At 68.4% G+C, this 25054-nt stretch carries 22 protein-coding genes; 12 read left to right on the top strand and 10 right to left on the bottom strand.

Features of this window, described 5'->3' with window-relative positions:
• Positions 1 to 57: 57 nt before the first annotated feature.
• The 3 genes from FHT09_RS12570 to FHT09_RS12560 all read right to left on the bottom strand — a co-directional run bounded on the left by FHT09_RS12570 (position 58) and on the right by FHT09_RS12560 (position 4018).
• On the bottom strand, positions 58 to 636 hold the full coding sequence (locus tag FHT09_RS12570) for a hypothetical protein (protein ID WP_104607453.1): 579 nt from the start codon (positions 634 to 636) through the stop codon (positions 58 to 60).
• Entirely contained in the window at positions 633 to 1349 is a 717-nt protein-coding gene (locus FHT09_RS12565; protein WP_104607452.1) for a hypothetical protein, read from the bottom strand. Before FHT09_RS12565 ends, FHT09_RS12570 begins: the two co-directional genes overlap by 4 nt.
• Before the next feature lie 308 nt (positions 1350 to 1657).
• Positions 1658 to 4018 carry a S9 family peptidase gene (locus FHT09_RS12560; RefSeq protein ID WP_104607451.1) on the bottom strand — a complete coding sequence of 787 codons (2361 nt, stop codon included), beginning with the start codon at positions 4016 to 4018 and terminating at the stop codon, positions 1658 to 1660.
• Positions 4019 to 4630: 612 nt separating this feature from the next.
• On the opposite strand from FHT09_RS12560, the gene FHT09_RS12555 reads away from it, so the two are divergent.
• Positions 4631 to 5974, top strand: a complete 1344-nt coding sequence (locus tag FHT09_RS12555; RefSeq protein ID WP_181141472.1) for an AMP-binding protein — start codon at positions 4631 to 4633, stop codon at positions 5972 to 5974.
• 71 nt (positions 5975 to 6045) lie between these two features.
• Here FHT09_RS12555 and FHT09_RS12550 read toward each other — a convergent pair whose 3' ends face one another.
• Together FHT09_RS12550 and FHT09_RS12545 are read right to left on the bottom strand one after the other, a co-directional pair.
• The gene (locus tag FHT09_RS12550; protein ID WP_181141471.1) at positions 6046 to 7053 is read right to left on the bottom strand and encodes a pteridine-dependent deoxygenase; all 1008 of its coding nucleotides are present in this window, start codon (positions 7051 to 7053) and stop codon (positions 6046 to 6048) included.
• On the bottom strand, positions 7050 to 8432 hold the full coding sequence (locus FHT09_RS12545; RefSeq protein WP_104537632.1) for an FAD-dependent oxidoreductase: 1383 nt from the start codon (positions 8430 to 8432) through the stop codon (positions 7050 to 7052). Before FHT09_RS12545 ends, FHT09_RS12550 begins: the two co-directional genes overlap by 4 nt.
• A 292-nt stretch (positions 8433 to 8724) precedes the next feature.
• Here FHT09_RS12545 and xanC point away from each other — a divergent pair, with 292 nt between their 5' ends.
• From xanC to fabG, 9 genes are all read left to right on the top strand, one after another.
• Positions 8725 to 8994, top strand: a complete 270-nt coding sequence (gene xanC / locus FHT09_RS12540; protein ID WP_011260626.1) for a xanthomonadin biosynthesis acyl carrier protein XanC — start codon at positions 8725 to 8727, stop codon at positions 8992 to 8994.
• Between the two features lie 37 nt (positions 8995 to 9031).
• The gene (locus tag FHT09_RS12535) at positions 9032 to 9715 is read left to right on the top strand and encodes a ketosynthase (protein ID WP_181141473.1); all 684 of its coding nucleotides are present in this window, start codon (positions 9032 to 9034) and stop codon (positions 9713 to 9715) included.
• Positions 9716 to 9768: 53 nt separating this feature from the next.
• The gene (locus FHT09_RS12530; protein ID WP_104607448.1) at positions 9769 to 10518 is read left to right on the top strand and encodes a lysophospholipid acyltransferase family protein; all 750 of its coding nucleotides are present in this window, start codon (positions 9769 to 9771) and stop codon (positions 10516 to 10518) included.
• 71 nt (positions 10519 to 10589) lie between these two features.
• A complete protein-coding gene (locus tag FHT09_RS12525; RefSeq protein ID WP_244860057.1) occupies positions 10590 to 10817 on the top strand; it encodes a hypothetical protein in 228 nt (75 codons plus the stop codon).
• The gene (locus FHT09_RS12520) at positions 10814 to 11788 is read left to right on the top strand and encodes an acyltransferase (protein WP_104537636.1); all 975 of its coding nucleotides are present in this window, start codon (positions 10814 to 10816) and stop codon (positions 11786 to 11788) included. Before FHT09_RS12525 ends, FHT09_RS12520 begins: the two co-directional genes overlap by 4 nt.
• Complete coding sequence (locus FHT09_RS12515) at positions 11712 to 12359, top strand: LolA-related protein (RefSeq protein ID WP_104607446.1); 648 nt, start codon at positions 11712 to 11714, stop codon at positions 12357 to 12359. Before FHT09_RS12520 ends, FHT09_RS12515 begins: the two co-directional genes overlap by 77 nt.
• 93 nt (positions 12360 to 12452) lie before the next feature.
• Positions 12453 to 14819, top strand: coding sequence for an MMPL family transporter (locus FHT09_RS12510; RefSeq protein ID WP_104607458.1), 2367 nt, complete (start codon positions 12453 to 12455; stop codon positions 14817 to 14819).
• Complete coding sequence (locus FHT09_RS12505; RefSeq protein ID WP_104607445.1) at positions 14806 to 15255, top strand: phosphotransferase; 450 nt, start codon at positions 14806 to 14808, stop codon at positions 15253 to 15255. Before FHT09_RS12510 ends, FHT09_RS12505 begins: the two co-directional genes overlap by 14 nt.
• 168 nt (positions 15256 to 15423) lie before the next feature.
• The gene (fabG, locus tag FHT09_RS12500) at positions 15424 to 16161 is read left to right on the top strand and encodes a 3-oxoacyl-ACP reductase FabG (protein WP_104607444.1); all 738 of its coding nucleotides are present in this window, start codon (positions 15424 to 15426) and stop codon (positions 16159 to 16161) included.
• Between the two features lie 263 nt (positions 16162 to 16424).
• Here the strand turns inward: fabG and FHT09_RS12495 are convergent, their stop codons facing one another.
• The 5 genes from FHT09_RS12495 to FHT09_RS12475 form a co-directional block, all read right to left on the bottom strand.
• Positions 16425 to 16760, bottom strand: a complete 336-nt coding sequence (locus tag FHT09_RS12495; protein WP_208409108.1) for a hypothetical protein — start codon at positions 16758 to 16760, stop codon at positions 16425 to 16427.
• 91 nt (positions 16761 to 16851) lie between these two features.
• Complete coding sequence (locus FHT09_RS12490; RefSeq protein ID WP_104605860.1) at positions 16852 to 18474, bottom strand: NAD(P)/FAD-dependent oxidoreductase; 1623 nt, start codon at positions 18472 to 18474, stop codon at positions 16852 to 16854.
• Positions 18471 to 19292 carry a glycosyltransferase family 2 protein gene (locus FHT09_RS12485; RefSeq protein ID WP_184416982.1) on the bottom strand — a complete coding sequence of 274 codons (822 nt, stop codon included), beginning with the start codon at positions 19290 to 19292 and terminating at the stop codon, positions 18471 to 18473. The genes FHT09_RS12490 and FHT09_RS12485 overlap by 4 nt, the downstream gene beginning before the upstream one ends.
• Entirely contained in the window at positions 19289 to 20062 is a 774-nt protein-coding gene (locus tag FHT09_RS12480) for a beta-ketoacyl synthase chain length factor (RefSeq protein ID WP_184416980.1), read from the bottom strand. Before FHT09_RS12480 ends, FHT09_RS12485 begins: the two co-directional genes overlap by 4 nt.
• Entirely contained in the window at positions 20062 to 21258 is a 1197-nt protein-coding gene (locus FHT09_RS12475) for a beta-ketoacyl-[acyl-carrier-protein] synthase family protein (RefSeq protein ID WP_184416979.1), read from the bottom strand. Before FHT09_RS12475 ends, FHT09_RS12480 begins: the two co-directional genes overlap by 1 nt.
• 218 nt (positions 21259 to 21476) lie before the next feature.
• Between FHT09_RS12475 and FHT09_RS12470 the strand changes: the two genes are divergently transcribed.
• The gene (locus tag FHT09_RS12470; protein WP_104537921.1) at positions 21477 to 21737 is read left to right on the top strand and encodes a YcgL domain-containing protein; all 261 of its coding nucleotides are present in this window, start codon (positions 21477 to 21479) and stop codon (positions 21735 to 21737) included.
• A complete protein-coding gene (locus FHT09_RS12465) occupies positions 21730 to 25050 on the top strand; it encodes an ankyrin repeat domain-containing protein (RefSeq protein WP_104605859.1) in 3321 nt (1106 codons plus the stop codon). Before FHT09_RS12470 ends, FHT09_RS12465 begins: the two co-directional genes overlap by 8 nt.
• Positions 25051 to 25054: the final 4 nt, after the last annotated feature.

Here is a 25054-nt window from a genome sequence, read left to right as displayed (position 1 = left end):
TTGTGATCCAAGCCCGTACCGTGTCCAACCGTCGCCACGGCTCGAAGTCTCTATCCCTCATGCGTCGCGCCCGCGCGCGGCAGTAAATTCGGCGCGCACTGCAGGCGTGCACAACCGCCATGCCAGCGCTGCGTGGAGACAGCCGATTGCCACCACGCCCAGGCCTGTCAGCAGTAACGCTGCCTGGCGGGTCGCTTGCAGGCGTGCCTGCAGCTGCGGCCACTCGGGGCTGTGCACGACATCGGCAGGCAGCATCGCCTGCACACCCTCGAACAGCGGCCCGATCAACGCCAGGGCACCGACATTGAGCAATCCTGTCCCCAGCAACACCGCCACGAACCCGACCCGTGCCCACTCGCGTCGCTGCAGCAAGGCCCAGCTCAGCCCTGCGAAGACCACCGACAGCACCATGCCTATGACGGAAAATGACAACGCATGATCGATCAACCACTGCAACGAGGCGGGCAGGGTGATTCCTTCGGGCAAGCCCAGCGCTGCCCCGTCGGGCATCAGCACGATCATCACGATCTGCAGCAGGTTGGACAGTGCACTGACGACACCCAGCAACAGGGACACCCACGCCAACGGCGTGACGAAGCCGCCGCGCGGGCGAGGTCCCGGCGTCGGCGCGCTCATTGCAGCGATGCGATATGGGCGGCCACGGCGGCCTGGCCTGGAGGATCCAAGGCCGGCTGCAGCTGCGCGTACCAACCCGGCAGCGCGTCGGCGGGCAGGCACTGGCGCAGCAACGGTGTGCTGCGTTCCAGGAAGGCTTCGAAGAAGGGCAGCCCGCGCATGTAGAGGAAGTGGCTGTCGGTGATCGACATGCCTGCGTAGGCCTCGCGCAACCACTCCAGATGCGGCAGCGCGTGTGCGCCGTGGCCGGCCCGGGTCAGCGCGGTGAGGAAACTGGTGCGTGCGGTGGCCGGCGAGGTGGAGCGCTCCTGCGCGTTCAAGTCATCGAAAGTCAGCAACCACTGCTCGCCACGATCGATCTCGTTGCACATCACCGAGGTGGTCGCCAACTGCAGTGCGTTGTGCGCGGTGGGCTCGAGCTCGTACAGCGCCAGCCAGTGCGGGTACGCCTCGCGATAGCGGTCCAGCGCGCTCAACGCCAGCGCGCACAGGCGTTGCGCGTCGGCACCCAGGTGCAGTTGTGCCTGCGCAGCGTTGTAGGCGCCCAGCTGATCGCCGTGCTGGAACAGGGTCAGTGCGGGCTGCAGTGCCGGCTCGATCCCGACATCGGTATCGGTGTCATCGGCGGCAGCAACCGGCGCTGCGGTCGGTTCGGCTCGGGGCGTCTTCGCCACCGGGGTCTTGCGTCCAAACAAACGGTCCCACAGGCCCATCGCGATTACCTTGTGCGCGCGACAAAGTGGAAACCGCCGCGGTGCCGGCGGCGCTCCGGTCGGGCGGCGGGCCGGCAGAGGGACGCGCAATGCGCCAGCGATTCTGCCGATCCTGCGCCAAGCTTAGGGCCAGTTGCGTACGTACAGGTGAGTGCCAGGCATGGTGTGGCGTGGCGATGCGCAACGCAGGAGCGCATCACGCGTGCAACATGGCTGACCTGGTGCTTGCTGCAAGATGCGGCCGCCGCCGCACGACATGTCACCGGGCGGGCGATGCATCACGCATCGCCCGCCCGCAGCGGCATGGCTTACGGCTTCACCTGCTCATTGAACAGCTTGAGGATGCGCTTGTATTCGTCCAGCCACGAATCGGCACGCGTAAAGCCATGGCGTTCCAGCGGATACGGCGCCACCTGCCAGTTGTCCTTGTGCAGCTCCATCAACTTCTGGGTCATGTCGACCGAGTCCTTGAAGAACACGTTGTCGTCGATCATGCCGTGCGCGATCAGCAGATGGTCGCGCAGTCCGTCGGCGTAGTTGATCGGCGATGAGGCCTTGTAGGCCTCGGGATCGAGCTCGGGCGTGTTGAGGATGTTGGAGGTGTATTCGTGGTTGTACTGCATCCAGTCGCCGACCGGACGCAATGCCGCGCCGGCCTTGAAGGTGCCGGGGCTGCGGAACAGCGCCATATAGGTCATGAAGCCGCCGTACGAGCCGCCGTAGATGCCGGCGCGCGCGCGGTCGCCCTGCTTCTGCGTCGCCAGCCACTCCAGCCCGTCCAGATAGTCTTCCAGCTCCGGATGGCCCATGTTGCGGTAGATCGCGGTGCGCCAGTCGCGGCCGTAGCCTTCCGAGGCGCGGTAGTCCAGGTCCAGCACGATGTAGCCCTGCTGCACCAGCAGGTTGTGAAACATCTGCTCGCGGAAGTACGGCGTATAGCGTTGCGAGACGTTCTGCAGATAGCCCGCGCCATGCACGAACATCACGATCGGATATTGCTTGCCGGGCTCGGGGTTCTGCGGCCCGTAGTACTTGCCCCAGACCGTGCCGGCGCCATGCCGGGATGGTACCTGCACATACTGCGGCGCGATCCACGGCTGCGCCTTGAAGGCGGGCGTGCGGGTGTCGGTCAGCAGCGTGGCCTGGCCGCCTGCGGCCGGCACTACCGCCAGCTGCGGTGGCAGATAGCTGCCTGAGTAACGCACCAGCAACTGCTGCCCGTTTGGCGACAGGCTGAAGCCTTCCACGCCATTCAGTGCGGTGACCTCGGTGAGCTGGTCGCTGCCCAGATCCAGCTTGCACACCTCGTAGTCGCCCGGCCATTTCTGATTGCACAGGAAGAACATGCTGCTGCCGTCGGCGCTGGGCACCGGCATCGACACTTCCCACTTGCCGCGGGTACGCCGGCGCGGCTTGCCGTTGCCTTCCACGGTGTACAGCTGCGAATAGCCGGATTCTTCCGACAGCAACCACAGCGTGCGGTTGTCGGGCAGCCAGCCGAAGTCGTTGAAGTCCCAGTTGATCCAGGCGCTGTCGCTCAGGCGATGCCGCGGCTGCAACGTGGCGTTGGCCAGGTCCACGCTGGCGATCCAACGGTCCTTGTTGTCCACCGCGCGAATCTCCACCGCCACATTGCGCCCGTCATCGCTCCAGTGCACCGCCGGCCCGCTGCCGTCGCCGTCGCTTTCCACACGCACGGCGCGGTTGCCCTTGAGCGCGTCGCGCTTGGCGGCCTTGCGCAGCGCGGCCAGCGGGTCGGTGGCGATACCCGGCAGGGTGTCGAAGGACAGCGGTCTTGCAGTGCCGGCACCGACATCGACCAACCACAGCGCATGCGCCACCGGCGCATTGCGACCGACGCGGGTACGCACTTCCTGGAATTCCTCGTAGCCGGATTCGGTCACGTACTTGGGCATCTTGCCGGCGTGGCCCTCTTCGGCAGCCTTGGCCTGGGTGACCACCAGCAGATGGCGGCCGTCCGGCGACAACGCGCTGTCGACGATCTCCACCTCATCGCCCAGATACACCGGCGCTGCCGCACGTGTGGCATCGGCGCGGCGCCAGATGTCTTCCTGCGTGCGTAACGCATCGCGCTGCTCACGGTCGCGCCGCAGCGTGGCCAGCGTGGCCAGTTGCTGCGCGCGCAACACATCGGCCTTGGGCGCAGCGTTGGGATCGCGCTCGGCCTTGACCACCGCAACCTGCGCGGTGCCGCCGTCGGCGCGCCAGTGGTACCAGTCGTTGCCCGCGCGCCAGATCGCGCCGCCATCGCTGGCAAATTGCGGCCGCGATTCGACCTCGTTGCTGCGGGTCAGCTGGGTCAGCGCGCCAGAGCGCAAATCGCGCAGGAAGATGTCGCCATTGCGCGCGAACAGCATGCGCTGGCGGGTCGCGTCGTAGCTCGGGTTATCCGCATCCAGGCCGGCACGTGCGTCGTCGGCCACGCGTTCGGCGGTGCCGCCGCCAGCGCCCTGGCGATAGGTGTCGCGCACCGGGGAACCGTTGCGTTTGAGCAGGTATTGCACCTGTTTGCCGTCCCACTGCCACCAGGCCTGATCCACCGACGGCCCGATCCAGTCCGGATCGGCCATCACCTGTTCGATGGTGAGCGGTGTGGCCGATTGCGCATGCGCGGTGACAGCCAGCAACAACAAGGACAGCGGCAACAATCTGGGCATCGGTGACAACTGGACGCAACGAGGAGCGGACAAGCCTAGCAGCTCGCTTCCGCCGGGGGCTTGGGCCACAGGTCATGTACGCGGTGGGGCGAGTGCGTCATCGAAGAGGCGAGGCGTCGGCGAGTGGCGGACGCGACAATATGCGTGGTTTGCAGCTTGACCCGAAGGGCGCGTGCGCCGTGCGGCGGCAGGACGAAGTCTTCATCTTCCATCGCAGGCGACGGGTGCTGCAGCTTCTGCCACGCATTGCGTGCTGCGCTGCCATCTGCGGCCCGAGCGACCGCGTGAGACCTGATGCGCTGCAAGTGTCCGCTTGGGCGACCTGGCCGTCGATGCCGGCAAAGCGCCTGAAAACGCAGTGTGGTCCGGGGCGATGGCCGCGCACTCCGCGCACCGCGTCCACGCGCGAGCTCGCCAATGTCACCGTAGCGGCTCGATGCACGCGCGCCACACCACGCAGCTGCAAAGCCGTGGAAATCTGCTTCGCGCCGGCCTTGGCCGAGGTTCCGAAGTTCGGCCACCGCCGCGTAGCCGGAAACCTCCCGACTTGCCAGCAGGGCAGGTGGCGGCCAAGCTAGCGCGCTTTTGCGATTGCCGGTTCCCATGTCCAGCCTGCCTGTTCCTGCCGTTTCCCACCCGATGGCCGTCGGCGCGCCCGGCCGGCCGCTGGCCTGGCGCGCGGGGCAGCCGGTCGATCTGGCCACCTTCATTGCACACGTGCATGGCCTGGCCCAGCAGCTGCCGGACGGTCGCCACGCGGTGAATCTGTGCGAGGACCGCTATCGCTTCATGGTCGCGTTCTATGCCTGCGCGTTGCGGGGGCAGGTGTCGCTGCTGCCGTCCTCGCGCGCGCCGGCCGTGGTCGGCGAAGTGCAGGCGCGGCATGCCGATGCATACTGCCTGGGCGATCTGGCGCTGGAACTGGCACCGCCGCGTTACTGGCAGCTGCCGGCCGAGTTGCCGCAAGCCGAGGGCCAGATTCCGCAGCTGGCCGACGACGCCCTGGTGGCCATCGGCTTCACCTCCGGCAGCACCGGCAGCCCGCAACCCAACCCCAAGACCTGGGGCAGCTTCCTGACCAGCACGCGCCAGGATCTGGTCGCGCTGGAGAGCCTGTGGGCGCACACCGATGCGGTGCCGCACGTGGTCGCCACGGTGCCGCCGCAGCACATGTACGGCATGGAATTGTCGGTCCTGCTGCCGATGGTGACCGAGCTTGCGGTGCATGCGGGCCGCCCGTTCTTCCCGGACGATGTGGCGCGCGCGCTGTCGGACATTCCTGCCCCGCGCGTGCTGGTGACCACGCCGGTGCATCTGCGCGCGCTGGTCGAATCCGGCGTGGCGCTGCCGCCGCTGGTCGGCATCGTCTCGGCCACCGCGCCGTTGGCGCAGGAGGTGGCCGCTGCCGCCGAGGCGCGATTTGGCGGCGAGGTGCGCGAGATGTTCGGCTCCACCGAGACCTGCGTGTTCGCCGTGCGCCGCACCGCACTGGAGGCGGCGTGGACACCGTTGCCCGGTGTGCGCCTGGAAACGCAGGCGGCGGGCACCTTGGTGCACGCACCGCATCTGGCCACGCCGGTGCTGCTGGCCGACATGATGGACGTGGCCGCCGACGGCCGCTTCCAGGTCCGCGGCCGGCAGGCCGATCTGCTGGAAATCGCCGGCAAACGCGCCTCGCTGGCCGATCTGACCCGTCGCCTGCTGGCCATCCCCGGCGTCGTCGACGGCACTATCGTGCAACTCGTGCCCGACCCCGGTCAGGCGGTCGGCCGCATCGCCGCACTGGTGGTCGCCCCGACCCTGGACGAAGCGCAGATCCTTGCCGCCCTGCGCGTCAGCGTCGATCCGGTGTTCCTGCCGCGGCGCCTGCGCAAACTCGCCGCCCTGCCGCGCAACGAAACCGGCAAGCTGCCACGCGATATGGTGCTGGGTTTGCTCAACGGCTGAGTGCAGGTCCCGCCACGGAGCCTTGCTGTTGCGTGGCGGCAGCGGGCATCAGAACCGACGCCCGCAGTCACTCACCCATGCACCCCATCGATCTCCACTGCCAGCTCGTCGCGGCAGATCACCGCGTGCAGCAGCAGACGCGGCACCGCATCGCCGAAGCGGGCGTCCAGCGCCTGCGCGACCTTGGGCAGGTCGTCCTGCTCGCGCACGTAGACCTTCAGGCGGGTGCCGGCGCCGAACTGTGCGGGCAGGGTGGGGGCGTGCTGGCGTGCGGCGCCGAGCAGGGCGTCGAAGTTCGCGAAGGTCTCTTCCAGCTGCGCCAGCAACTGGCCGGTGTGCATCGAGGCATGCCCGACCACGGCGGCGGTGCCTGACAGCAGCAGCGGCATGTCGCTGCCGGCCGGCGGCAGCATGGCGCGCGCGAAACTCGGCGGCTGCGGGCCGTATTGGCGCGGGTAGTTGTAGGCGCTGACCTGGCGCGGATTTTCCAGCGGGGTGCCGGCGTCGCTGGCGGCCAGCCAATAGATCTGGATGATGCGCTCGGCATCGCAGCGTCCCACCGCAGTGGCGGCCGGCAGCTGCGCATTGTCGAAGGCGCCCAGGCCGCGCGCACGGCCCACGCAGAACTGCCGGTAGCGTTCGCGGTCGCCACTGCCCAGGGTGATGGCATCCAGATAGTTCCAGATACGCAGCAGGCGCGGGGTCTGGCTGCCGGTGACGAAGGCGGTGATCTCCGCATAGGCCCTGGCGGCGGCGGCTTCGATATCGACATCCTGCTCGTCGATTTCGATCACGCCGAACTGCAGGCGGCCGTCGCTGGCCCAGGCGATGTTGCCATCGCGGCCACTGTGCACCGCTGCGTCGCTGCGCCACACCTCCAGCACGTCGGCCTGATACGGTTGCAGCGGCACGCGCAGGTAGCGCGGGTCGTCCAGGCGCGGCGCCGCAGTGCCGAAGCCGAACACGGCCAGCACCTGCGGATCGGCCAGCAGGGCAGACGGGTCGGTCTGATCGACATAGTCGACCTGCAGACGGGGATGGCGCACGGTGTGCGTGGTCTGGGCCTGGGAAGCGGTCATCGCGTGTCTCGTTGTTGCGTGTCGCGTTGCAAGGTGTCGCCGTCGAAGCCGAGCGTGGCCTGACGCCGGCGTTGGCGCCAGGACTGCCAGGCGCGCGGCATCATCGACAAGGTGGTCAGTGCATAGATGGCGCGGAACGCGCGCAGGCGCAGGCGCACCTTGGGGCTGTCGAACACATCGCCGGCCAGCATCGCCACCACCGCCTGTTCGATCTGCCAGGTGTTCTGCGGTTGCGCGAACAGGGCGCGCATGGTCGGCGAGGTGAAGCGGTAGATGAACCACTTGAACTCGTCCACGCCGCGCTTGAGCTCGCGCTGCAAGGCGCGCTGCAGTTTTGCCTCGTGCTGCGGCATGCGCAGGGCCTGGTCCACCATGGCCGCACCGCGCTCGGCGCTGTGCATGGCCAGGAACACGCCCGACGAAAACATCGGGTCGACGAAAGTGTAGGCATCGCCGAGCATCAGCCAACGTGGCCCGGACATGCGTGTGCATTCGTAGGCGTAGTTGCCGGTGGCATGCACCGGTGCCACGCGTTCGGCGCCGAGCATGCGCGCGTTGAGCTCGGCGTTGAGCGCGAGCGTGCGCATGAAGAAGGCCTCGCTGTCGCCTTTGCGGGTCTTCATGTACTCCGGGTAGCAGACCGCGCCCACGCTCATGATGTCGTCCGGCAACGGGATCAGCCACATCCAGCCGTGCGCGTGGCGGTAGATGCTGATGTTGCCGGCATCTTCGCCCGGTCGGCGCGTCACGCCGCGGAAGTGGCTGAACAGCGCGGCCGATTGATGCCTGGCATTGGCGCGTTTGAGCTTGAAGCGGGTGCCCAGGAAGGTGTCGCGGCCGCTGGCATCGAGCAGATAGCGCGGACGGAACTGCTGCACACCCGCCACGCCTCGTGCCTGCAGCACCGGCTGCTGCCCATCGAACTGCACCGCTTCGACCATGACCTGATCGCGCGCATCCACGCCCACCGCCCGCGCGCGCTCGAACAGCACCTGGTCGAACTGCGCACGCGGCACCTGGAAGGCGAAATCGGCCTTGGCATCCAGCGCATGCGAAAAACGGAAGGTGTTGTAGCCGCCGCTGTCGTTGGGAAAGTCCGCGCCGCGCTTGAGCACGCCGATGCTGCGCACGTCTTCCAACACGCCCAGGCGTTCGAGAATCGGCATGTTCATCGGCAGCAGCGACTCGCCGATATGGAAGCGCGGGTGCTGCGCTTTCTCCAGCAAGGTCACCTGCCAGCCCTGCTGGGCCAGCACGATGGCGGCCGCGCAGCCCGCCGGCCCGCCGCCGATGATCAGCACATCCGGGCACTCGGGTCCGGGAGCCGACCCGGCTGCCGGCTTGGCGGTCGGGGTAGGGCCAACAGCGGTGGAAGTCATCCTGGAGCGAACCTGCAGCGGGCGAGCGTCATGCAGTCATGATAGCCTGACCGGCGGCCCGGACAGGTATGCCGGCCGCCGGATCGCTGTTGCAGACCGATCGACACCCTCGCCGATGCGGCCGCAAGGCCGGCGTGGCGAGTGCTCGGAATCGGCCCGCACGGCAACGTACACTGTCCGTGGTTCCGCAGCATCGCCCACGCCAACCTGACGGTTGGCTGCGCCGCTGTGGTGGTTGCCCTGAAATTTCGCTGCGAATCTGTCGCCCGACCCTCACCTGGAAGCTCTCTGGATGTCCTCGCAAACCGCTGCCGAACGTGAACTGGCCGAACTCCTGGTCGAAAGTCTGAACCTGGAAGACGTCCAGCCCGCCGACATCGACCCGGAGGCGCCGTTGTTCAACACCGGGCTGGGACTGGATTCGATCGACGCGCTGGAACTGGCGCTGGCGATCAGCAAGCGCTATGGCTTCCAGCTGCGCTCGGACAATGACGAGAACCGTCGCATCTTCGCGTCGCTGCGCGCATTGTCGGCGCATGTCGAAGCCAACAAGACCGTCTGAGGTTGCGACCGCCGCGTCCGGCGATGCGCCCCCGTGGGTGCTGGGGCTGGGCGTGTTGCTGGCGGTGGCGTATTCGCCGCTGGCGCATTGGGCCAACGCCAGCCATCGCCCGGAACTGGCCGTCATCGCCGGCGCCTTGCTGGTGCTGATGGTGCTGATCGAACCGATGGCCGCGCGCCGGGCCTGGGCCTGGACGCTGGGCGTGCTGACCTTGCTAGGCCTGAGCGCGTTGTGGCACTCGCCGTACGCGATGCTGGTGCTGGCCGCGCCGCCGGTGGTGTTCACCGGCTGGATCGCCTGGTTCTTCGGCCGCAGCCTGCGCCGTGGGCGCACGCCGCTGATCAGCCGCATTGTCGAAGGGCTGTATCGCCAGGCCGGCATGCCGATCACTGCGGAGCAATACCGCTATACGCGTCGTCTCACCCTGGCCTGGGCGCTGCTGCTGTGCGCGCTGACCCTGGTCAACCTGGTGCTGGGCCTGTGCGCCGAACCCAGTGGCGTGTTGGCGCAACTGGGCTACCCCTCGCCGCTGCCGATCAGCGACGCGCGCGCGTCGTTGTTCGCCAATCTGCTGGCGTACGGGGTGGTTGGCGGGTTCTTTATAGGCGAATATCTATTGCGCGGCCGCTGGTTTCCACAGCGCCCCTATCGTAATCTGCCAGACTTCTTGCGCCAGATGGCGCGGCTCGGGCCGGAATTCTGGCGCGATCTGCTGCGCTGAGTGCGTGGCCAGGGGCAGCGACGTACGTGCACATTTTCGGGGACAATACAAAAATGCCGTTGGCAAGGATGCCGTCGCGCCTGGCGTGGGCCGTGTTCAATCTGTTGCAGCTGGCCTTCACGCTGACGTTTACCGCTGGCGGAATCGTCTATGCCCTGGCGTTGCTGGCGATCACGCGCGATGCCGACCGCCTGCTGCGCATGGGCGCCTGGATGTGGTCGCCGGTGCTGTTTCGCGGCGCCGGTGCCAAGGTGATCGTGGAAGGCCGCGAGCGCGTGGACTGGTCCAGGAACTATCTGTTCGTCAGCAACCACCAGTCGGTCATCGACATCTGCGCGTTGTTCTACGCCTTGCCGGTGCCGCTGCGGTTCCTGCTCAAGGACGAGATGCTCAAGGTACCGTTCGTGAACTGGTATGCGCGCGCCACCGGCATGCTGTTCCTGGACCGCGACAGCCGGCGTGCCGGGGCGATGGTGCGCCGGCAGGCCGCCGCCCTGCTGCGCGAGGGCAAGCAGCTGTGTCTGTTTCCCGAAGGTACCCGCAGCCGCAGCGGCGCATTATTGCCGTTCAAGGCCGGGCTGTTACAGGCCGCTATCGATGCTGGCGTACAGGTGGTGCCGGTGGCGGTGGATGGCTGCGGCAAGGTGCTGCCGGTGGAGGGTGTGTTCAGGGTGCGCCCGGGCATCATCCGTGTACGCATCGGCGCGCCGATTCGGGTGACCGGGCCGGACGCGCCGGACCGCCAGCAATTGACCGAGCAGGCACATGACGCCGTGGCTGCGATGCTTCAACCCAGGATCTGAGTTACCCGCTTATGGATTTCGTCGTGCCGCATGATCACCCCTGCCTGCCCGGGCACTTTCCGGGACGCCCCGTGGTGCCTGGCGTGGTCGTGCTCGACCACGTGCTGCAGGCGCTGGAAGCTGCGTATGGCCCACGTGCCGCGGCACGCCTGCCGCAGGTGAAGTTCGTGCAGCCGTTGCTGCCCGGGCAGACGGCATCGGTCACGCTGGACGGCATGGGTCCGCGTTGGCGCTTTCGCGTGCAGCGCGCCGACGAGCTGCTGGTCAGCGGCGAAGTGGTGGCGGAGGCGGCGCGATGAGCAGTCAGTGGAAGCAACGCCCGGAAGGCGGTGGACGTTTCGCGCTGTGGCTGATCCGCGGCATCGCCCAGCATGCCGGGCGCGCGGTGGGACGCGCGCTGCTGTACCCGATCACGCTGTACTTCCTGCTGGTGCGTGGGCCCGAGCGCAGCGCCTCGCGAGCCTATCTGACGCGCGTGCTGGATCGCCCGGCCACGCTGCGCGATGTGGCGCGGCATATCCACACCTTCGCCTCGACGATTCTGGACCGCGTGTACATGCTGTGCGGGCAGATGCAGCGCTTCCGGGTCGACATCACCGGGCTGGATCAGCTGCATACGCAGATGGATCGCGGCCGCGGCGTGCTGATCTTCGGCTCGCACCTGGGCAGTTTCGATGCGCTGCGCGTGCTGGCCACCGAACGGCCGGACGTACAGGTCAAGGTGGTGCTGGACAAGGCGCACAACCGCGCCATGACCGAACTGCTGGGCGCGCTGAATCCACAGCTGGCCGCCAACATCATCGACGCCGGCATGGACGCGACCTCGATCGTCATGGCAATCAAGGACGCCACCGACGCCGGTGCGCTGGTGGCGCTGCTGATCGATCGCCCGCGCGAGGGCGACCCGGCGTTGCCGGCGACGTTCCTCGGTCGCAACGCGATGTTCCCGACCTCGCCGTGGCTGATCGCCGCAGCGCTGAAGGTGCCGGTGGTGCTGGCCTTCGGCCTGTATCGCGGCGGCAATCATTACGAGCTGGCGTTCGAGACCTTCAGCGAAGGCCTGGACGTGCCGCGTCGCCAGCGCGCGCCGGTGCTGGCGGTGCTCATGCGCGATTACGCGGCCAGGCTGGAACATTACACACGCTACGCGCCGTATAACTGGTTCAACTTCTACGATTTCTGGAACACCCACCATGCCGATGTGCCGCACCCTGCCGTGGATGCTGATACTGCTGTTCAGCGCCGCACCGCTATGCGCCGCACCGCCTGAGACGCTGGACGTCGGCCAGGTGCTGCAGCGCCTGGCGCGCCCCGCACCGGTCAGCACCGAGTTCGTCGAACTGCGTGGCTCGGCCCTGCTGAAGACGCCGATGCGCGTGCAGGGCCATTACCGTCGCCCGGATGCGCAGACCCTGGTGCGCGAGGTCAGCACGCCGTATCGCGAGACCACCACGTTGCAGGGTGACGAAGGCGTACTGGAGCGCGAAGGCAAGTCGCCGCGGCGTTTTTCGCTGAGCCGGGTGCCGGAGCTGGCCGGCTTGAAGTCCGGCTTCGGCGCGTTGCTGGCCGGCGACCGCGCGCTGCTGGAGCAGCACTACCGCATCAGCGGGCAGGGCCAGCCGCAGGCCTGGCAACTGACGCTGCAGCCCAAGGACGCTGCCGTGGCCAAGCAGGTGCGCGAGTTGCGACTGTACGGACGCACTGATGAGTTGCGCTGCATCGAAAGCGTGCCGGCCAAGGGCGAGGTGCAACGCACGCTGCTGGCCGCTGCAGCGCGCGAGGCCGCACGCGTGACCGATGCGGCGGCCCTGACCACGCTGTGCCACGGGTCGGGCGCGTGACGCAGCGCGCCTTCGGCGCAGGCAAGGCGCTTGCACAACCCGATGCCGCGCGCGCGGCCGGTGGACGTTCCGCTGGCACAGCGAGGCGTGCGCATGGCGTTTAAGTTGAACGCAAACCGCCGCATCGGCCTGGCGCTGCTGTGGCTGGCGTTGCTGGCGGTGGCCGGGTTCTGGTTGAGCGAGACGCTCAAGGTCACCGGCGATCTGCGTAAGTTCATGCCCGCCCCGCGCACGCCGGCGCAGAAACTGCTGATCGAAGAACTCGGCGAAGGCCCCGGCGCGCGCCTGTTGCTGATGGCGCTATCCAACAGCGAACCGGCCACGCTGGCCGCGCAGTCGCAGGCACTGCAGCAGGCCCTGGCCGCACAACCGCAGCTGTTTGAGCTGGTCGGCAATGGCGGCACTGCGGGGCTGGATGCGATCCCCGAGCGCCTGCTGCCGTATCGCTATCTGCTCAGCGACAGCTTCGACACCACGGCGCTGGATGCACACACCCTGCAAGCGGCCTTGCAGTCGCGCGTGCAGGATCTGGGGTCGCCTGCGGCCGCGCTCGTGGAGCCGTTGCTGCCGCGCGACCCCACGCTGGAAGTGCTGCATCTGGCCGAAACCCTGCAACCTGCAGCGGCGCCGCAGACGCGCAACCAGGTGTGGTTCGACCGTGCCGGTACCTCGGCCTTGCTGGTCGTGCAGACGCGTGCGGCCGGCTTCGATCCCACCGGCCAGCAACTGGCCTACGACGCGGTGCAGGCGGCCTTCGCCAAGGTCGGCAAGGGCAGCACGACCCGGCTTACCTTGACCGGCCCCGGCGCATTTGCCGTGGAAATCACCGCGCGCACGCAGGGCGAGGCGCAGTGGATCGGTACGCTGGATACGGTGGGACTGGTGGTGTTGCTGCTGGTGGCCTATCGCAGCTGGAAGATTCCGGTGCTCGGCGTGCTGCCGTTGGCCAGTGCCGGCCTGGCCGGTCTGGCGGCAGTGGCGCTGTTGTTCGATGGCGTGCACGGCATCACCGTGGCATTCGGCTTCACTTTGATCGGCGTGGTGCAGGACTATCCGATCCACCTGTTCAGTCATCAGCGCCCGGGTCTGGATCCACGCGACAACGCGCGCCATCTGTGGCCGACGCTGGCCACCGGCGTGGTGTCCACCTGCATTGCCTATGTGACTTTCCTGTTCTCCGGTGTGGACGGCTTGCGGCAGCTGGCGGTGTTCACCATCGCCGGGCTGGCGACCGCCGCGATCACCACCCGTTGGCTGCTGCCATCGTTGATCGACCCGGCGCCGCGCGACTACGCCGATTCGCGCATGCTCGCCGCGCTGTGGCGCGGCATTGCGCGCCTGCCGCGGCCGCGCATCAGCCTGGCGGTGATTGCGCTGATCGGCATCGCGGTGATCGCGTTCGCGCCGGGGCAGTTCTGGCAGAACGATCTGTCGAAATTGACCCCAGTGCCGCCCAAGGCGTTGGCGCAGGACACGCATCTGCGCCAGGAACTGGGTGCCCCCGACGTGCGTTACGTGCTCGCGCTGCCTGCCGCCAACGACGAGGCGGCCCTGCAGGCCAGCGAGCAGTTGCGCCCGCGCCTGGATGCGCTGGTGCGCGACGGCGCATTGACCGGTTACGACATGGCCGCACGCTATCTGCCCAGCATCAAGACCCAGCGTGCGCGCCAGGCCGCGTTGCCGGATGCGTCGCAAGCGCGCGCATCGACCGACGCTGCGGTGGCCACCACGCCGTTTCGCAGCGATGCGTTTGCGCCGTTCCTGCAGGACCTGGACGCTGCCAAGCGCGCCGCGCCGCTGTTGCCGAAGGACCTGGCCGGCTCGCCGCTGGCAACGTCGGTCGGTGGGCTGCTGCTGGGCCGCGGCGATCGCAGCACTGCGTTGGTGTCGTTGACCGGCTTGCGCGATCCATCGGTACTGGCGGCTGCCGTGCAAGGCAGCGGGGCGCAGTTGCTGGATCTCAAGGATGCGTCCGAATCCCTGGTTGCCGCGTATCGTGGACGTGTGCTCGGCGCGCTGGCGTTGGCCGCGCTGCTGCTGGCGGTGACGGTGGCGATCGCGTTGCGCAGCCCGCGCCGGATCGTGCGCGTATTGCTGCCGATGGCGTTGACCACGCTGCTGATCCTGGCGATCCTGCGCGGCATGGGGGTGGAGCTCAATCTGTTCCATCTGATCGCGCTGATCCTGGCGGCAGGTCTGGGCCTGGATTACGCGTTGTTCTTCGACCATGCCGGCGACGATCACGCCGACCAGCTGCGCACCCTGCATGCGTTGATCGTGTGCAGCCTGATGACACTGCTGGTGTTCGCGTTGCTGGCTGCGTCCAGCATCCCGGTGTTGCGTGCGATCGGCAGCACGGTGGCGCTGGGGGTGTTGTTCAATTTCATCCTCGCCTTGCTGGTGTCGCGCGAGCCGGCGCTGGAGCGCGCAAGAAACGGAGAGGCACATGCAGGGACGTGAGGCGATTGCGGCGCTGATTCCGCATCAGGGCAGCATGTGCCTGTGGGAGGAGGTGCTGGAATGGGATGCGCAGCGCATCGTGTTGCGCAGTGATGCCCATCGCAGCGATACGCATCCACTGCGTTGCAACGGGCGCCTGCGTGCCCTGCATCTATGCGAATACGGTGCACAAGCCATGGCCGTGCACGGCGGCTTGCTCGGCCGGGACTCGGGCAAGCCGGTGCGCCCGGGCATGCTGGTGGCGCTGCGCGCAGTGGACCTGCACGTCGCGTATCTGGACGACCTGCCCGATGCGATCGTCTGCGAGGCGCAGGTATTGATGCAGGGCGAGGACAGCCAGCAATACAGTTTTCGCCTGAGCCACGGCGCGCAATTGCTCGCCGAAGGGCGCGCCACGGTGATGCTGGGCGCTGCGCAGGCCACCCAGGCCCTGTAGAGGGGCGGCAGCGCGCGATGAAGCGTGACCGCTGACGCCGCATCGCGCACAAGTACGCTCCTACATGATGTGGGCGATCAATGCTGGCGATCTATTCCTGCGCTTGCTGCGAGTCGTTAGGATGAGGCTCTTTCCGCCGTCGTGTCTGCGGCTTTCATCGAGGCTTCCATGAGCACTTCCATTCCACAGCGCCGCGCACTCGTCACCGGCGGCAGCGGCGATCTTGGTGGTGCGATCTGCCGTCAGTTGGCGGCGCAGGGGCGCCATGTGATCGTGCATGCCAACCGCAACATCGCCCGCGCCGATGCCGTGGTCGCAGCGATCGTGGCAGACGGCGGCAGCGCCCAGGCGGTGGCATTCGACGTGGCCGATGCGCAGGCCAGCGCATCGGCGCTGGCGAGCCTGCTGGAGGCCGGCCCGATCCAGATCGTGGTCAACAACGCCGGCATCCATGACGATGCGCCGATGGCCGGCATGAGCGCCGAACAGTGGCATCGGGTCATCGACGTGTCGCTGCACGGGTTCTTCAACGTCACCCAGCCGCTGCTGCTGCCGATGGCGCGCACGCGCTGGGGCCGCATCGTCAGCGTGTCGTCGGTGGCGGCAGTGCTGGGCAATCGCGGGCAGACCAACTACGCCGCGGCCAAGGCTGCCTTGCACGGCGCCAGCAAATCGCTGTCGCGCGAGATGGCCAGCCGCGGCATCGCGGTCAACGTGGTCGCGCCGGGCGTGATCGAAAGCGAGATGGTCGGCGAAAGCTTCGCCCCGGAAGTGATCAAGCAACTGGTGCCGGCCGGCCGCGTCGGCAAGCCCGACGAAGTGGCCGCATTGGTCGCGTTCCTGTGTTCGGAGTCAGCCGGTTACATCAACGGCCAGGTCATCGGCATCAATGGTGGGATGGGCTGAGAGCGGGTGATCTGCTGGTTTGCTGCGGGGTCCTTGCCCGCCCACCATCGCAGGACACGCTGCAAGTACGTCCTTGTAAGCTCTTACGCGGCATCCATGCCGCGTAAGGTCCCGCGACGGTGGGCGGGCAAGGACCAGTCGAGATGGTCGGTGTGCATGGTGCAAGCAATGCACGCTGCGCGGCTCTTCGATGAGGTGCGGTCTAGGATCAGCTCAGTTTCATCGGAACACTGCGCTGCACATCGACAGCAGTGCATACCAAATTAGCCACCGGTCTCGTCGATCCTCATGACCAGATCGCGCTCGTGCGCACCGCGCGCGGCACTGCAATGCACCGACACGGTATTGCCATTGGCACGCAGGCGGCCGTCGACATACAGGCCATCGCCGCGATCGTGATACGACGCCGTCCAGTTGTAGATGCTGGCGCCTTGTGCAAGGTAATGGGTTTCAGCGGCACGCCGACACACAGGAACCAAGTCGCTACCGTTCATCAGCAGCGGTTCGGGGACGTATTGCACGATGTTTTGCGCCACAGCCTGCGTACTGATCGCGCCGGCGATTGCCAGGACAAGCGGATAGAACAGACTTCGATACATGGCTCACCTCCTGTGAGTGCGGATGCCCGAAGTATAGGTGCTAGGTTTGAATGCAGAAACGCACGCGCCGTTGCCGACGCGATTCTAAAACTCACGCCGCGTCGGCGTACCAGGCGGCGGTGAGGATCGGTTCGCCGATGGCGTTGGCGGTCAAGGCATCCAGCCCATGGTCCGGCAGTGCGGGATGGCGCTGGCGTGCCTGCTGCAGGATCTCGCGTGCCAGCACCGCCATCTGCGCCACGTTGCTGTGGATGCGTGCGGCAAAGGCGTCGTCGTCGAGGGTGGCGTTCAAGGCGCCATTGAGTTCGTTGAACCAGCCGATCAGGTACTGATCGAGCAGGCGCCCATCGTCGGCGGCCAGGCCTTGTGCAGCGTTGTGCTGGCCCCAGTCGTGCAGCACACGTTGCATCGCCAGATTCATGTCGCGCGCATAGAGGAAATCCGACTTCATGCGCGAGAGCAGGCTGAGGTCGGCGATCCGACCGCTGCAGAACAACGGCGCCAGCAACGACCAGTAGTAGGTGTAATCCCAGATCACCTTGACCGGCATGACCTGCGCGTCGCCGAACAGCGCGTACTGGTCCTGATACAGGGTCAGGGTGTTTTCGTAGAACGAGAAATACAGCTGCTGATACAGCTCGACGTACGGGCTGAGCGACCTGCCGGCGCGGTCGCGGCCGATCAGTTCGCAGATGTAGGTGTTGGAAATCGCAATGAAGTCGCTGCCGGGCGAATAGAACGGGTCCAGGAACAAACCCGCTTCGCCGGTCAGCGCCCAGCGCTGCGGCGAGAACACCTGCTTGCAGCCATAAGAGAAGTTGCGCAGGAACAGGAAGTCCTGCAGCCGGTAGTCGGCCTTGTCGAGCGTGGCGGCGACCTGCGGCTGATGCGTGCGCAACCAGGTCATCGCCTTGGCGTGGGTGTTCATGGTGTCCAGCGGGTGCATCGACGCATCGCAGACGATGCCCAGCGAATGCGCGCCGGACGACAGCGGAATCAGCCAGAACCAGTAGCCCGGCCCGCACATGTGGTTGGTCGAGCGCCAGCGGTCCGGTGGTGTGCAGCGCTGCAGCCAGCTGCTGTCCTGCGACCAGACATTGGGGTCGATCAGGCCTTCCACGCGCCACCACACCGCATTGGCGTCGTGCGCATTGTCCTGCGCCAGGCCGAGCTTGCGCTTGAGCAGGCCGGCGCGGCCGCTGGCATCCACCACCCAACGTGCGCTCAGCGTGCCGGCCTCGCCGGCGCGCTCGTAGCGCACGGTGTGGTCGGCCTGGTCATCGGACAGGTCCACGCCCTTGACGCTGCAGCTGTCGACAAACGTGATGCCCTGCGCGCGGGCGCGCTCGCCGAGGAAATTTTCGAAGCGGCCGCGATCGATCTGCCACGACGGGGTCGGCAGGATCTGGCTGACGCCCAGCTCGGTGCAGCGGTCGATGTCCTCGCGCTTGTCGGAGAAGAAGAAGCGGAAGCCGAACTTGCGGATCTGCTCGGTCTCCAGATGCTCGCGCAGGCCCAAGACCTCGGCGAAGTAGTGCGCGCCGATCTCCACCGTGGACTCGCCCACCTTGAACGCCGCCTCGCGCACCGGGTGCGCACGGCGCTCCAGCACGGTGATCGCCAGTTCCGGATCGCGTTGGCGTAGCTGCAGGGCCAGACTCAGTCCGGCCAGGCCACCACCGGTGATAACGACGTCGGCATGCTGTGCATTCATGGGGATGGCTTGCTCTTGGTAACCGCCGGCACAGTAGCAAATTCGCCGTCAGCGTCGTCGATCAGCACCGGGTTGGCGCGCACGCGGCGGTACTCGCGCCAGATATGCCCGTAGCTCCAGGCCTGGACCACCACATGCGAGGTGATTTCCCACAGATCGCGCACCAGGCGGAAATGGCTCTTGCGGAACGTGCCCGGCGAGGTGCCGGCGTAGCGGGTCTCGATCGGCACCGCGACCACGCGCGCGCCGGCCTGGCGTGCGGCGGAAATCAGCAGTTGCGCTTCGAATACGAAGCCCTCGCCGGGCACCTCGGGCAGGGTGAACACCGAGGCCGGATACAGGCGCTGGCCGCTCTGGCTGTCGACCAGCTGGAAGCCGCAGGCCCAGGCGATGCCCCAGTCGCCGAAATCGTTGCCGATGCGGCGGATGGTGGGCTGGGTGGCGCGCTTGCGCATGCGTGCACCGACGATGACGCAGCCGGGGTGGCGGTTGGCCGCGGCCAACAGACGCGGGAAATCGGCGGCCTTGTGCTGGCCGTCGCCGTCCATGGTCATCACTGCGCGCATGCCCATCCGCTGCGCCTGCGCAAACCCGCTGCGCAACGCGGCGCCCTTGCCCTTGCGCTGCGGATGCCGGATCAAGGTGATCGGCAGGCCGGCGATGCAGTCGGCGGTGCCGTCATCGGACCCGTCGTCGATCACGATCACGTTGGAGCAATAGGTCAGTGCATCGTTGACCACTTCACGGATGCGCAGCGACTCGTTCAGCGCCGGCACCAGGATCGCGGTGTCGTCGCGGGTCAGTGGCTGCCGGCTCACTGCTGTAGCTCCACGCGCAACACCCGCCCCGGGCCGGCGTACAGCGCCACGCGCTCGCCGCCAGCGGCGATCAGGTCGAACAGCGGCAGCATCAGCGCCATCGCATTGCAGGCGACATGGCGCGACAGCGGCCCCTCGCCCGGCGAGGGCGTGCCGTCGTCCAGCCGCGCCCGCAGCTGCAGCTTGCCGGCCTGGCCGGGCACGCCCAGCACCAGCGCACCGCCGAGCAGCCCCTGGCTGGGGGCGACCCGGCCCAGCGGCCCGACCGAACGGGCGTCGTAGCCGGCCAGCAGCACCGCGTCCATGCCGGCGGCACGTTGGACCAGCGCCTCCAGCAGGCCTTGTGCGAAGCTGCCCAGGCTGGCGCTGATCGCGGTGGCCGGGGTCATCGCCCCGGCGCCGATGGTCCAGTAGCCGGCCGCGGCGTTGTGCACCGAGTTGTGGAACTTGGTCGGCGAGATTGCCGTGGGGTCGCTGGCCAGGGTGGTGCACATGTAGTCGGAGATGGCCAGGTCGCCGTACGTGGAAGTGAAGATCGACGGCAGGCTGGCCGGCTCGCGGCCGGCGGCGGTGCAGGCGGCCAGCGCGGCCTCCAGCGAAACCGCCACCGTGTCCGGTGCGCGACGGCGCTCGTTGGCGGCCAGCAGTTGCGGCGCCGGGCGTGCCCCGGTGTCCTGCAGCGCGCCGCCACGCACGAACGCCGCAGCGGCATCCCAGCTCGGCAGGCCCTGGGTCCAGAAGCCGATCCCCTCGATGGTGGCAGCCAGCATCAGCGGGCCTGCCCGAACAGCAGCGAGCAGTTGTTGCCGCCAAAACCGAAGGAGTTGTTCATTGCGTAATCGATCTTAGAATGGGCATTGTCGAAACGGATCTGCGGGCCGCAGGCGGGGTCGGGCACTTCGCTGTTGAGCGTGCCCGGCAGCACGCCGTCGCGCAGCGCCAGCAGCGCGATCACCGACTCGACGATGCCGGCTGCGCCCAGCGTGTGGCCGGTCCAGGCCTTGGTCGAGCTGGCGTGCAGGGTGGCGGGGAAGATCGCCGCCACCGCGGCGGCTTCGACGCTGTCATTGGCCGGGGTGGCAGTGCCGTGCAGGTTCAGGTAGCCCACCGCGGCCGGCTCCAGGCCGGCGCGTTCGAGCGCGCTGCGCATCGCCAGCTGCGCGCCCAGGCCCTGCGGATGCGGGGCGGACATATGGTGTGCATCGCTGGATTCGCCATAGCCGTACAGCCACAGCGTTGCGTCCGGCGCAGCGGCGGTGCGTTCGAGCAGGGCAAAGCCGCCGGCCTCGCCCAGGCTCAGGCCGACCCGGCGCGCATCGAACGGCTGGCACAGCTCCGGCGCCACCACCTGTAGCGAGTTGAAGCCGAACAGCACGCTGCCGCACAAGGTATCCACGCCGCCGACCAGGGCGGCATCCACCACCCCGGCATCGATCAGGCGCGCGGCCTGGGCAAATACCTTGGCGCTGGACGAACAGGCGGTGGCCACGGTCACGCTCGGGCCGCGCAGGCCGGTGGCGTGCTGCACGAAGTCGCCCAGCGAGTGCGGGGTGTGCACGATCGGGCGATCCAGATCGTCTGGGAAACGCGCGCCGTCGGCATCTTCGACCAGGCGCGTGTAGGCCTCTTCGCTGGCGCCGATGCTGGAGGTGGAGGTGCCGATGATCACCGCCACGCGCTCGGCGCCGTAGCGCTGCGCGGCGGCCTGTACGGCCTCGGCCATGCCGTCCTGCTGCAGGGCCAGCCAGGCCAGGCGATTGTTGCGGCAGTCCCAGCCTTGCAGGGCCTCCGGCAGCACGACGTCTTCCACGCCGTCGACGCGGCCGATCCAGCACGGCAGCGGTTGCGGGCCGAAATCGTTGCGACGCATCCCGCTGCGGCGAGCAGCCAGGGCGGCGGCCTGGGCATCGCGCCCGGCGCCGAGCGCGGTGGTGGAGGTAAAAGCGGTGACGGCGACCGGGGCCATCTGGGACGAATGCTGCGCTTGGCTCACGGTGGTCCGGCTGGCAAGAAGTGGGCTCAGTATATCGATGGCGGGTCCGCTTCCCGTCGATGACGCACCTGAACGTGCCGGTCATGTCGCTGACGCGGCTGGGGTTTTCGCGTGTTGCCGCGCTTTCGCCATCGGCGCAATTGGGACACAATCCTGCGACACACTTGCCGATCGAGCGCGACCACGCGCGCATGCACGCCTACGTCTACAAAAGCCAACGCAAGCAGGACACCTTCGTCTATCTCGCCACGCGCGACGACTTCTCCGGTCTTCCCGCCGCCGTGCACGCGCAGCTGGCGCCGTTCGCGTTCGTGCTGGAGGTGGCGTTGACGCCGCAGCGCCGTCTGGCGCAGGCCGACGTGGCCACGGTGCGCGAAGCGCTCGCCAAGCACGGCTTCTATCTGCAACTGCCCAAGACGGTGGTGCTGGCGGGCGAGTGCGACTATGACTGAGGCCGCACGGGCCGCACGCTTGCGGGCCGCAGCGCTGGCCGGCGTGGCCGGCGTGGCGTTGTCGTTGCTGGGCGGCATCGGCGGCGGTGTTGCCGCAGTGACGCTGTGGCTGGCGCAGCCGGCGTTCGCGCTGGCGGTGTCGTGGGCGCGCGGTAGCCGCGCACTGCCCAGCCGGCCGCGCGCGGTCGCGCACGCCCTGCCGCCGCTGTTGACGGTCTGGGGCGTGGGCCTGCTGGTGTTGGCCGCCCTGATCAGCTGGCCGCTGACCGCCCTGCGCGACAGCGGCAGCCTGGCCGCCGCGTTGGCCTTGAGTGTGGCGGTCAGCGCCGCGCTGCTCGGGCTGTGGCGGACCTGGCCGCTGTGGGGCGAGGTCGAACGCGACGGCAGCGCGCTGGCCCCGCGCTGGCATGCGCTGGCGACGCAGGAGTTGCACGCCTGGCGCGGCTTGCTGGCCGCTGCCCTGGTGCTGGCGATGTGCACGCTGGTGGTGGCGCTGGCCTGGCCGGGCTGGTTGTCGAGCAGCTTGCGCTGGAGTCTGGCGATCGCGGCCAGCGTGCTGCTGCCCGCCGCCCATCTGCTGTTGCAACGCACCGCCGCACCGGCGCGCAGCGATGCCCCGGCGGCCTTGCAGGCGGCCGATTTCTTTTCCGAAGCGGCGGCCGAGCCGCGTCCGCTGGAGCCGGTGGCCCAGCATCAACTGGTGCCCGAACTGTTCGAGGCCGCGCGCAGCGGGCGCGTGGACCGCGCGCTGCAATTGCTCGACGCCGGCGCCGACCCGCAGGCAATGCCGTTGCCGGAGTGGCGCGACCAACGCAGCCTGCCTGCGCTGGCCGCGGTGCTGCCCGATCTACGCCTGCTGCGCGAACTGATCGTGCGCCGTGTCGACGTCAACCAGCCGCACCGCGGCATGACCCCGTTGCTGGCCGCCACCCGCGACAGCTGGCACGGCCGCCCGGACGCGGTGATGACGCTGCTGGCCAACGGCGCTGACCCGCGCGCCAGCGACAACGACGGCAACACGCCGCTGCATCACGCGGTGCGCAGTTCCGACCCGGGCGTGGCCGCGCTGCTGCGCGATGCCGCCGCCGAGCTCGACGCGCTCAACAACGAAGGCCACTCGCCGCTGGCGATGGCCTGCCAGGTCGGCAACTGGCGGCTGGCCAAGTTCCTGCTGGAACGCGGCGCGCATTCCGAGCCGGACGGTGGCGCGCCGGTGCTGCTGGCGGCGGCCGGCACCGAGGAAGACGACCCGGCCGGCGTGCAACTGCTGCTCAAGCACAAGGCGCGCGTGGATGCGCGCGACCGCCAACGCCGCAGTGCCCTGCACGAAGCCGCCCTGGCCGGGCACGGCGACATCGTCGAGGCGCTGCTGGCGGCCGGCGCCAATCTGGAAGCGCGCGATCTGCTTGGCCGTACGCCGTGGCTGGATGCGGCGCGGCAGGCGCGCAGCGGCGTGCTCGAACGCCTGGTCGCGCGCAAGGCCGATGTGCTGGCCATCGACGGTGAGGGCCGCAATGCGGTGATGCTGGCCTGCGCCGCCGACAGTGTGTCGCCGGCCCTGATCCGGCGCCTGCTCGACCTGCAGGTGCCGGCCGACAGCACCGACGGGCACGGCCGGCGCGCGGTGGATGTTGCCGCCGAAGCCGGGCGCTGGGCGATCGTGCAACTGCTCGATCCCGGCTATCCATTGCCGGCGGCGGTCAGTGATGCGCAGGGCGAGACCCCCGGCGTTGCGCTGCTGCCCGACCGCCCGCCGTTAGTGCTGCTGCGCGAAGGCCTGCAGTTCGGTCAACGCGACGGGCTGGTCGCACTGGCCCGCCTGTGCGGCCCGGAAGAACTTGGCGGTCTGCTGCACGACGCGCACCTGGCCTTGAACGCCGATGCGGTGGACTGGCTGCTGCGCCACGGTGCCGATGCCGAGGTGCGCGATGCCTGCGGCGATGTGCCGATGTTTGCGCTGCTCTCGCGGGGCGTGGAAGCGGTGCCGGCGCTGCAGGCGCTGCTGCGCCATGGCGTGTCGCCGGCCGGTGCCGGCGGTCTGACACGGCTGCTCAGCGCCTGCGTGCAGCACGATGCGGCATCGCGCGGGCTGGAACAGTTCGCGCTGGAACTGCTCGAACGCGGCGCCGACCCGTTCGCCGCGTCGGCCGCGGGCGATCCGCCCTTGTCGCTGGCGGTGCGGCTGGGCTGGCTGCGCCTGCAGCAGTGGTTGCTGGAACACGGCGTGGACCGCGAGGCGCGCGACAGCCACGGCATGACCGCGCTGCATCTGGCCACCGCGCTGGGCCGCGAGGCATCGCTGAAGTTGCTGGTCAAGCAGGGCGCCTCGCCGGAAGCGCGCGCTGCCGACGGACAGACCCCGTTGGGCGTGGCGCTGTCGATCGGCCGCCGCGACCTGGCCGACTGGCTGGACTGGCGCATCTGGTCGCTGCCACACCGCAGCCTGCGCGAGGCGGATGTGCCGGCCGCCGCGATGGTCGGCGACACCGATGCGGTGCGGCGTCTGATCGATCTCGGCCTGCCGGTCGATGCCATCGATGCCCAGGGCTGCACCGCGCTGCTGCGCGCTGCCGGCGGCGGCCATCTGGGGGTGGTGGCGCATCTGCTCGATCGCCACGCAGACCCGCAACGCGCAGCCAATAGCGGCGCCACGCCGTTGTCGGCGGCGGTGAGCATGCGTCAGACCGAGATCGTGGCCGCGTTGCTGCAGGCCGGTGCGCAGATCGAGCATCGCCTGCCCGGCGGCGTCACCGTGCTGATGCTGGCCTGTGCGCTGGGCCTGCCGGATATTGTGGCGCGCCTGCTCACTGCGGCGGCCGATGTGCACGCCAACGACGACCAGGGTCTGGCGCCGCTGCATTGCGCCGCGCTGTATGGCTTCACCGCGCGCGACAAGAGCCGCCTGCTGGCCTTGCTGGATACCTTGCTGCTGGCCGGCGCCGACCCGGACTATCTGGCCGGTGGCCGGGTCAGCGCCTTGTTGCTGGTGCTGGGTGCACGCGCCGAGCCGGGCACTGCCTGCGACGAGCAGGTGGTACTGGCCGGCGTCGAACGCCTGCTCGACGAAGACGTGTCGCTGGATGTGGCCGATCAACGCGGCTTCGGCCCGTTGCACCTGGCCGCGCTGCACGGTCTGCCGTTGCTGGTGCAGCGCCTGCTGCGTGCCGGTGCCGATGCCGACCGCCGCGACGCGCTCAACCGTACCCCGCGCGAGATCGCGATCATGCGCGGCTTCATCGATGTGGCCGGCCAGTTCGAACCCGCCTTGCCGGGTGTGTCCTCGATGGCGCGCTTTTTGCGTGAAGGCCGCTGAGCCA

This window comes from Xanthomonas sp. CFBP 8152, from assembly GCF_014199025.1.
Lineage (GTDB): Bacteria > Pseudomonadota > Gammaproteobacteria > Xanthomonadales > Xanthomonadaceae > Xanthomonas > Xanthomonas arboricola_B.
The sequence above is the reverse complement of the archived record's forward strand: the minus strand, read 5'-3'. Positions and strand labels throughout refer to the sequence as shown.